Origin of the sequence: Pseudomonas entomophila (genome assembly GCF_013523165.1) — a bacterium.
In the GTDB taxonomy this organism is placed as follows: Bacteria; Pseudomonadota; Gammaproteobacteria; order Pseudomonadales; family Pseudomonadaceae; genus Aquipseudomonas; species Aquipseudomonas entomophila_A.
Window position 1 is genome coordinate 59,987 of sequence record NZ_JAAMQI010000003.1, and the last position, 7,717, is coordinate 67,703.

General features: G+C 69.0%; 7 protein-coding genes. 2 read left to right on the top strand and 5 right to left on the bottom strand.

What is annotated here, in order from left to right; all coding sequences use genetic code 11:
- From G7Z99_RS03300 to G7Z99_RS03315, 4 genes are read right to left on the bottom strand one after another with little or no spacing between them, the layout of a single operon-like run.
- Complete coding sequence (locus tag G7Z99_RS03300; protein ID WP_181092008.1) at nucleotides 1–1,467, bottom strand: ABC transporter ATP-binding protein; 1,467 nt, start codon at nucleotides 1,465–1,467, stop codon at nucleotides 1–3.
- Nucleotides 1,464–2,285: an ABC transporter permease gene (locus G7Z99_RS03305; RefSeq protein WP_181092010.1), complete on the bottom strand. Its 822-nt coding sequence runs from the start codon at nucleotides 2,283–2,285 to the stop codon at nucleotides 1,464–1,466. The genes G7Z99_RS03300 and G7Z99_RS03305 overlap by 4 nt, the downstream gene beginning before the upstream one ends.
- Nucleotides 2,282–3,217, bottom strand: coding sequence for an ABC transporter permease (locus tag G7Z99_RS03310; protein WP_181092012.1), 936 nt, complete (start codon nucleotides 3,215–3,217; stop codon nucleotides 2,282–2,284). Before G7Z99_RS03310 ends, G7Z99_RS03305 begins: the two co-directional genes overlap by 4 nt.
- Nucleotides 3,214–4,749 carry an ABC transporter substrate-binding protein gene (locus G7Z99_RS03315; RefSeq protein ID WP_181092014.1) on the bottom strand — a complete coding sequence of 512 codons (1,536 nt, stop codon included), beginning with the start codon at nucleotides 4,747–4,749 and terminating at the stop codon, nucleotides 3,214–3,216. Before G7Z99_RS03315 ends, G7Z99_RS03310 begins: the two co-directional genes overlap by 4 nt.
- A 328-nt stretch (nucleotides 4,750–5,077) precedes the next feature.
- Between G7Z99_RS03315 and G7Z99_RS03320 the strand changes: the two genes are divergently transcribed.
- Together G7Z99_RS03320 and G7Z99_RS03325 are read left to right on the top strand one after the other, a co-directional pair.
- Nucleotides 5,078–5,608: a hypothetical protein gene (locus tag G7Z99_RS03320; RefSeq protein ID WP_181092016.1), complete on the top strand. Its 531-nt coding sequence runs from the start codon at nucleotides 5,078–5,080 to the stop codon at nucleotides 5,606–5,608.
- A gap of 15 nt (nucleotides 5,609–5,623) precedes the next feature.
- Entirely contained in the window at nucleotides 5,624–6,049 is a 426-nt protein-coding gene (locus tag G7Z99_RS03325; RefSeq protein WP_181092018.1) for a DNA methylase, read from the top strand.
- Between the two features lie 608 nt (nucleotides 6,050–6,657).
- On the opposite strand, the gene G7Z99_RS03330 is transcribed toward G7Z99_RS03325, so the two are convergent.
- Nucleotides 6,658–7,437 (bottom strand): helix-turn-helix domain-containing protein, encoded by a 780-nt coding sequence (locus G7Z99_RS03330; protein ID WP_181092020.1) that lies wholly within the window; start codon nucleotides 7,435–7,437, stop codon nucleotides 6,658–6,660.
- Nucleotides 7,438–7,717: the final 280 nt, after the last annotated feature.

Below are 7,717 nucleotides of genomic sequence, written 5' to 3' on the forward strand. Positions count from 1 at the left end.
CTATACGTTGAGCGGGGCGGGCGAAGGACGGGGCGAGGCGTCGGCGATGGCGCAGGCAGGCGCATTCGCCTGTGCGCCCAGGCGAATGCGCTGGTCCGAGACGGCCTCGATCAGGGCCTCGTCGTGGCTGACCAGCAGCACGGCGGTGCCCTGTTCCCGTGCGGTCTCGACCAGCAGCGTGAGCATCTCCTGTTGCGTGATCAGGTCCAGGCGCGAGCTGGGTTCGTCGGCGAAGATGAACACCGGGTCGAGCAGCAGCACGCGCAGCAGCGAGAAGCGTTGCAGCTCGCCGCCCGAGACGTTGCCCGGCAGGCGGTTCAGCAAGGCCGGCTCCAGGCGCAGCCGCGTCAGCAGCGGGCCGATGCGGTGCGGGTCGAGCCGGTGCAGCTTGACCAGGTCGTTCAGGGTGCGCGCCAGCGTCACCGTCGGCGGGAAGGCCGCGACCGGGTCCTGGAACAGCTTCTGGTAAGCAACCCGCGGGGTGCCAGGCCGGCGCTCGATACGGCCTTGCTGGGCATCCATCAGCCCGAGGATGACGTCGCCCAAGGTGGACTTGCCGCAGCCGGACGGTCCGGTGACGCCGACGATCTCGCCTGCCCGCACCTCGAAGTCGAGGTGGCTGAACAGCGTCTGCCCGCCGCGGCTGACCGCCAGGTCGCGGGCGCGCACCACCGGCTCACCGCTGAACCGCTGAGGAACCGGCGCGGGCCAGTGCGCCGGGTCGGCGTTCAGCAACCGTCGGGTGTAGGGGTGCTGGGGGTGATTCAGCACCTCGTCGGCCAGGCCGCTTTCGACGATCGTGCCCTTGAGCATGATCATCACCTTGCCGCCCAGGCGACGGGCGACGTCCATGTCGTGGGTGATGATCAGCAGCGCGCCGCCGTCCTCGAGGCCAGCCTTGAGCAGGCTGATGACCTCGCCGATGCGGGCGCTGTCCAGGCCCTTGGTCGGCTCGTCCGCCACCATCACGCGGGCGCCGCCGGCGTGGGTGGCGGCGAACGCCAGGCGCTGCGCCATGCCGCCGGAGAGCTGGAAGGGGTAGCGGTCCTGGGTGTGCGCCAGGCCCAGGCGATCGAGGTCCCGGGCGGCCTGGGTGCGGGCCTGGCCACGCGGTGTGCCGACCACGTATTCGTAGGTCTCCGCCACCTGGGCCTGGGCGCGCATGGTCGGGTCCAGGCTCAGCCAGGGTTCCTGGGGCAGCACGGCGATCTCGCGGCCCCACAGCGCCTGACGGCCGGCGCCTTCGCCGTCTTCGGCAAACCCGCTGCCGAACACAACGCGGCCTCGGGCGTGCAGGCCGGCCGGCAGGTTGCCGACCACGCCTTGGGCGAACAGGCTCTTGCCCGAGCCGGTCTCGCCGATGATGCTCAGCACCTCGCCAGGGAACAGCGCGATCGACAAGGGTTGCACCAGCTGCATATCGGCGGTGCGGATTTCCAGGGCATGGGTCTTCAGGAGCGGTTTCACGCTTTACGCCCTCCAGCGATCAACATGAGCGACAGAATGATGAGGAAGATGACCAGGATCGGCAGGGCGATGATGGACGGTGCCTCGGCGAAGTAGGGCAGCAGTTCGGTGATCATCAGGCCCAGCTCGGCGGTGGGCGGGCGCACCCCGACGCTGATGAAGCCCAGCGCGGCGATGGCCATGATCGCCGAGGCCGCGCCGAAGGCCGCAAGCGTCAGGATCACCGGGGCCAGCTCCGGCCACAGGTGGCGACGGATGATGTACGCCGGCCCGAAGCCCAGCAGCCGTGTGGCGGTGACCGCCGGCGAGGCCAGCACGGTGCGCGCCAGCGCACGGGTCATGCGGAAGTACTCGATCCACAGCACCAGGGCGACCGCACCGTACAGCGCGATGAACGAGCCTGGCAGGATGGCCACCACCAGCAGCACCAGCAGCAGCCCCGGCAGGGCCAGGAACATCTCGGCCAGCAGGCCGAGGCACTTGTCGGTCAGGCCGCCTTTCCAGGCGGCGAGGATGCCCAGCAGCACGCCGGGCAGGGCGGCGGTGACCACGCTGACCACGGCCAGCCCCAGCGACAGGCGCACGGCCGAGGCCAGGCGGGCGAGCATGTCGCGCCCCAGGTGGTCGGTGCCCAGCGGATGGGCGGCCGAGGGCAGCGAGAGGATGGCGTTGTAGTCCTGCCGGGCGATGTCCAGGCCCCAGAGCATCGGCACCAGGAGGGCCAGGGCCACCAGCAGGGCGAGCAGGGCGTAGCCGATCAGGCGCGGCAGGTGACGCGGGGATGGCGCCGCGTCGGCGATGGCGAGTTCGAGGTTCATGCGTTCTTCCTGCGCGGGTCGATGAAGTGGTTGGCCAGGTCGACGCCGGTGTTGAGCAGCACGAACATCAGGCCCATCGCCAGGGCCGTGCCCTGCACCAGGGGCAGGTCGCGCTGGACGATGGCGTGCACCAGTCCATGGCCGATGCCAGGCCAGGCGAACAGCGTCTCGACCACCACCACGCCCTCGATCAGGTACACCAGCTGCACGCCGAGGTAGGTGACCACCGGCACGCCGATGTTGCGCAGGCCGTGGCGCTGGAACACCCGCGCCGCGCCCAGGCCCTTGAGCCGGCCGAAGGCATAGAACGGCGAGGCCGCGACCTTGACCGTGGCGTCCCGCGCCACCCGCGACGACACCGCCGCCAGGCCCAGGGCCAGGGTCAGTGTCGGCAGCACGCTGTGCGCCCAGGTGCCGTGCCCGGCCGACGGCAGCAGGGCCAGCGAGACCGCGAAGACCAGCACCAGCACCACGCCCAGCACAAAGTGCGGGACGGCGCGGGTGGCCGTGCTCGACAGCAGCAGCGCCTTGTCGAGCCAGCCCCCGGGGCGCAGGCCGGCCAGCACGCCCAACGGCGGGCCGATCAGCAGGGACAGCAGCACCGCCCCCAGCGCCAGGCGCACCGAGCTGCCCAGCTCGTGGCGAACCACCTCGGCCACCGGCGTGCCCGAGACCAGCGACGTGCCCAGGTCGAAGGTCAGCACGTCGCCCATCCAGCCGACGAAGCGCCAGAGCACCGGCTGGTCGAGGTTCAGTTCGGCGCGCACGGCCTGTGCCGCCGCACCGTTGACCATGTCATAGCCGTAGCGGCCTGCGGCGATGCGGTAGGCGGCATCGCCCGGCAGCAGGCTCATCAGCAGGAAGGTGAGGGCACCGACCAGCAGCGCCACCATCAACGCCTGGAACAGGCGAAACCCCAGCAGTCGGATCATTGGGCCCACCGCATCGTGCTCAGGCCGAAGGTGCGCTCGAACGGGTCGATGGCCGCGCCTTCCACGTCCTTGGAGACCGCGATCGACTGGCGATACCAGGCCACCGGAATGAGCGGCAGCTCGCGCTGGACCTCGGCCAGCATCGTGTGGCGCAGCGCCTGCCGCTCGGCCGGTGTCCGGCTGTTCAGCAGCGCGGTCATGGCCTGGTCGAAGACCGGGTCCTTCCAGCCCAGCGGCCCCCACTCGGCGCCGCCCTGGCCGAAGTCGCCATACAGGGTCACCAGCGGGTCGGGCACCAGGGCGTAGTTGCGCGAGAACAGGGCCAGTTGCAGGCTGCCGTCATGATAGGCCGCCGGGATGGCGCTGAGGTTCTCCACGGCCACCTCGACGTCCACGCCGACGTCCTTGAGCTGGGCCTGCAGCGCAGTGGCGATCAGCGCCAGTTCAGGGCGATCGCCGAAGGTCAGCAGCTTGAGGTGCAGGCGCTCGCCGTTCTTTTCCAGGATGCCGTCGGGGCCGGGCATCCAGCCCTCGGCCGTGAGCAATGCCTTGGCCGCCGCGGGGTCATGGCGCAGCGGCGGCAGGCTGGCGTCGTGCCAGGCCGTGACGTTGGCGGCGAACATCTGCGTGGCCGCAGTGCCCGGGGCGCGCAGGACGGCCGCCGCGATGCCTTCGCGCTGCATCGCCAGGCTCAGGGCACGGCGCACCTCGACAGAAGCCGTGGCGCCGGCGCCCGAATTGACCGCCAGCATCACCACCCGAGGGACCGGGCCGGTCAGCACCTGCACGTTCTGCGCGCGGGACAGCCGGGCGATGCTGGGCGGGTCGAGCTGGAACACCAGTTCGGCGCCGCCGCTTTCGGCCATCAGCGTGCGCGTCTCGCCACGGCCAGCGCCCAGGTAGGTGGCCTTCTCGATGACCGGCCTGGCGCCCCAGTACGCCTCGAAGCGCTCGGTCTTCAGGCGTTGCGGGGGTTCGACCAGGGTGGTGCGGTAGGGGCCGGTGGCGATGATCGCCTTCACCGCGTCCTGGGCATCGTAGGCGGCCGGCGCCAGGATGCTGGTCGAGGAATGCGCCAGCAGCGACAGCAGCGGCGCGAAGGGCTGGTCGAGCTGTAGGACGACATCGTTGCCCTCGGCGGTGATGGCACGGATCGCCGCATTGCGCAGGATGCCCGGCTTGCTGCGCGCGACGTTCAAGGCATGGGCCGCAGCGGCAGCGGTCAGGGGGCTGCCGTCGTGGAACGTGACGCCCTGGCGCAGTGTCAGGTGCCAGGTCTTGCCGTCCTCGGACACGCGCCAGCGCTCGGCCAGGGCAGGGATCGGCTGGCCGTCGGCGTCCGCTTCGAGCAGGGTTTCGGTGACTTGCATGCGCTGGAAGATGAAGCCGGACACCGAGGGGTCCAGGCCGACGATCTCGAACGGCGCCACGACGTCGAAGACGCGCGCTTCGGCGGCCACGGTAGCGGACGAGACGGCAGCCCAGGCGGCGAACGAGGCCGCGAGCAGTTTCAGGCGGTGCTGGATGACCACGGGGAAGCATTCCTTCTGGTTGACGACCGGCGGCAAGGTCGGCGTCGCCCGCGAAGCCGCGCGGTAAAGGCCTTCCTTGCCCCGTGGATGAACGATCGTTCATCGAATGAAGAGGGCGGCCATGATATGTAATGTAATTATATAACGTCTATAGCTGAAACACACTGTTACATCTGCCCATGCGGCTAGCGTGCTCCCGCATCGGCAAGGCGCTGTATCGGACCGGTGAGGCAGGACATGCCCGGACAGCCGGACGAATCGGGGGAAACGCTGGCCAGCGGCCAGTGTCCATTCCAGACAAGCCACCTTTGACCTGAGAGACCCACAGATGAAGATTGCCTGCCTTGGCTGGGGCTCCCTGCTCTGGAAAACCGGCCCTCTGCGTGTGCAGGGCGACTGGCGCGCCGATGGCCCGGACGTGGCAGTGGAGTTCTGCCGCGTCGCCGATGGGGGCGAGCTGTCCACCGCCCTGTGCCTGACCGCGCCAGCGCTTCCGGTGTTCTGGAGCCTGGTCGACACCGATGACCTGGCAGACGCCTGCCGGATGCTGCGCGCACGCGAACAGATCCCGGAGCAGCGCACCGATGGCGTCGGGAGTGCGCTGGTCAGGCAGGGGCACGGCGGCCACCTCATTCCCTGGGCGGCGGCCCGAGGGCTGGACGCCGTCATCTGGACCGGCCTGCCGCCGCGGTTCGCGGGGGTGGAAAACCGCCTGCCTTCCCAGGAGGACGCCATCGGCTACCTCGACCAGCTCGAGGGCGAGGCAGGGCAGCATGCGCGTCACTACATCGAGCAGGTGCCCCGGCAACTGGACACCCCGTACCGCGCGGCGATTCGCCGTGAGCTGGGCTGGCAGTGAGCAGGGCGGCCTGACATGACCGCGCGCGTGACCCCGGCCGACCTGGGCCTGGACCTCGTTCACGGCGGTGAACCTGCACGGTTTCAGTGGCTGGTCGCCAGCTTTCTGATGGGCAAGCGCATACGCGCGACCGTGGCGATGAAGACCTTCGATTGCCTGCGTGCTGCGGGCGTGCTGGCCGACGCCCGGACCCTGCATGGGACCGAGCACCGGCAGTTGGTGAGGGTGCTGGGGCAGGGCGGCTATGCCCGCTATGACGAGTCCACGGCCCGGCGCCTGCATGCGCTCGCCCTGCGGCTCGAGCAGGTGCATGCCGGAAGCGTCAGCCAGCTGATCGACGACCCTGCATCGCTGATGCCGAAGCTGATGGCCTTCGAAGGCATCGGCGCGAAGACGGCGACCATCTTCATCGAAGGGTTGGGCGTGGGTGAACGGCCATAGCCGTATCGACTGTACGTTCACCTGCCTGATAGGCAAGGGCAGCCCATCCTGTGGGAGCAACTGTCTTCTTCTACTCGGTACATGCCCGACCGCATGGGCTGATGTGTGGGCTTACCCACGACGCAGGCGGTGCCTGACAGGGCCCTAATCGCTGGCAAGCCAGCTCCCACTCAGATCTCTGCAGTCTGTTGGTGTAGGCATGGCTGCGCGAGCAGCTTATGGGAGCGGGCTTGCCCGCGATAGCGTCCGACCCATCACCGCCTGCATCGCGGGCAAGCCCGCTCTTATAGAAAATAAAATATCTTGTTGATTTTAAAAGGAATAATTTCAGGATTTCGTGGGCCCTGCGGGCCCAATCGCGGCACAGGGGCCGCTCCTACACCCGCCGCAGTGGCACAGGCAATCGCAGTCCCATGTGGGAGCGGCCCCAGTGCCGCGATGGGCCGCAAAGCGGCCCTAAAATCGATTAGCAATGAAGCTCCGGATCCTGCCAGCTATCGTCATGTTCTTTGCGCGACAGCGCGGCGCCAAGGCGGCGGGCGGACTCCCACAGGGGGATGAATCACGCTCACGACAGGCCTCTACAGCCCCCGCCCGTCACCTCCCCCTCAAACGCCCACCATCCACCGCGTCAACCCACGCCGCCCGCTTACGCCCAGCTTGGCCGTGGCGCGCTTGAGGTAGGTTTCCACGGAGCTGCCCTTGACCTTCAAACGCTCGGCCAGCTCCGGCACGGTGACCCCCGTCAGCAGCCCCAGGCACACCTCCTGCTCGCGGGCCGACAGGGTCACCGCCTGGTGCGCCAGGCGTCCGGCAAAAGCCGAGCGCAGCGAGCCCGGGTCGACGGGGATGTCGTCGGTGCCGGCGGTCGGCGCCGGCAGGGGGGTCATCTGGGCATGCTGTTCGACCAAGGGCAGCAGGGTATCGGACAGCACCTTGAGCAGCGACAGCTCGCTCAAGCTGAACCCGCGCAATTGGGCCGAGCGGTGAAAGCCGATCACCCAGCGCAGCGGGCCGCGGCACGACACCACCGAGCAGGCATGCCCGGCGCGCGCAGACCGCGGCAGGTCCTGGGCGGCCTTGTACTGCACCAGCAGGGGCGCTTCCATGTCCAGCACGCTGTCGAGCATCGACGCGGCCAGCGCCTCGGGCGCCCGAGGTGGATGCTCGGGGGTCGCCTGGCCCAGCGTACGCGATACCCGTACCCGACGAGGGTCGGCGTGCACCGACCACTCCTGCAAGTCCAGACCCTGGATCGGTACCTGGTCGCCGACGAACGCGAACAGCTGCTCGGCGAAGGAGGCCTCGCCCGCGCTGGCGATCAGTTCGCCCAGACGCAGGTACAGCGCTGGATCGGGTTCATGGGTGCTGTGGTGGCTGAATTTCATGCCGTCATCATCCTGGATTGGTTCGTCTCTGGCATCCGTGCCGTGCATGACCGGACGGTCGGTCGGCAGTCAAGGGGCCGATTCAAGCCCGAATCCCGCCCCGTGTCTGTACCGAAAAAAGGGGACAGTTGGCCATCGGGCATCCCTGGCAGCCCAGTGGTGGCACGTTGACACCTTGACCTGGGACAGTGCCCTCCGGTGTCCGGGTTTGGGGGGACATACAGGCCGGGGGTGGGGTGCTTGAATCGCCGCCTCATTCGCCAAGAGGGACCTTGCCGCC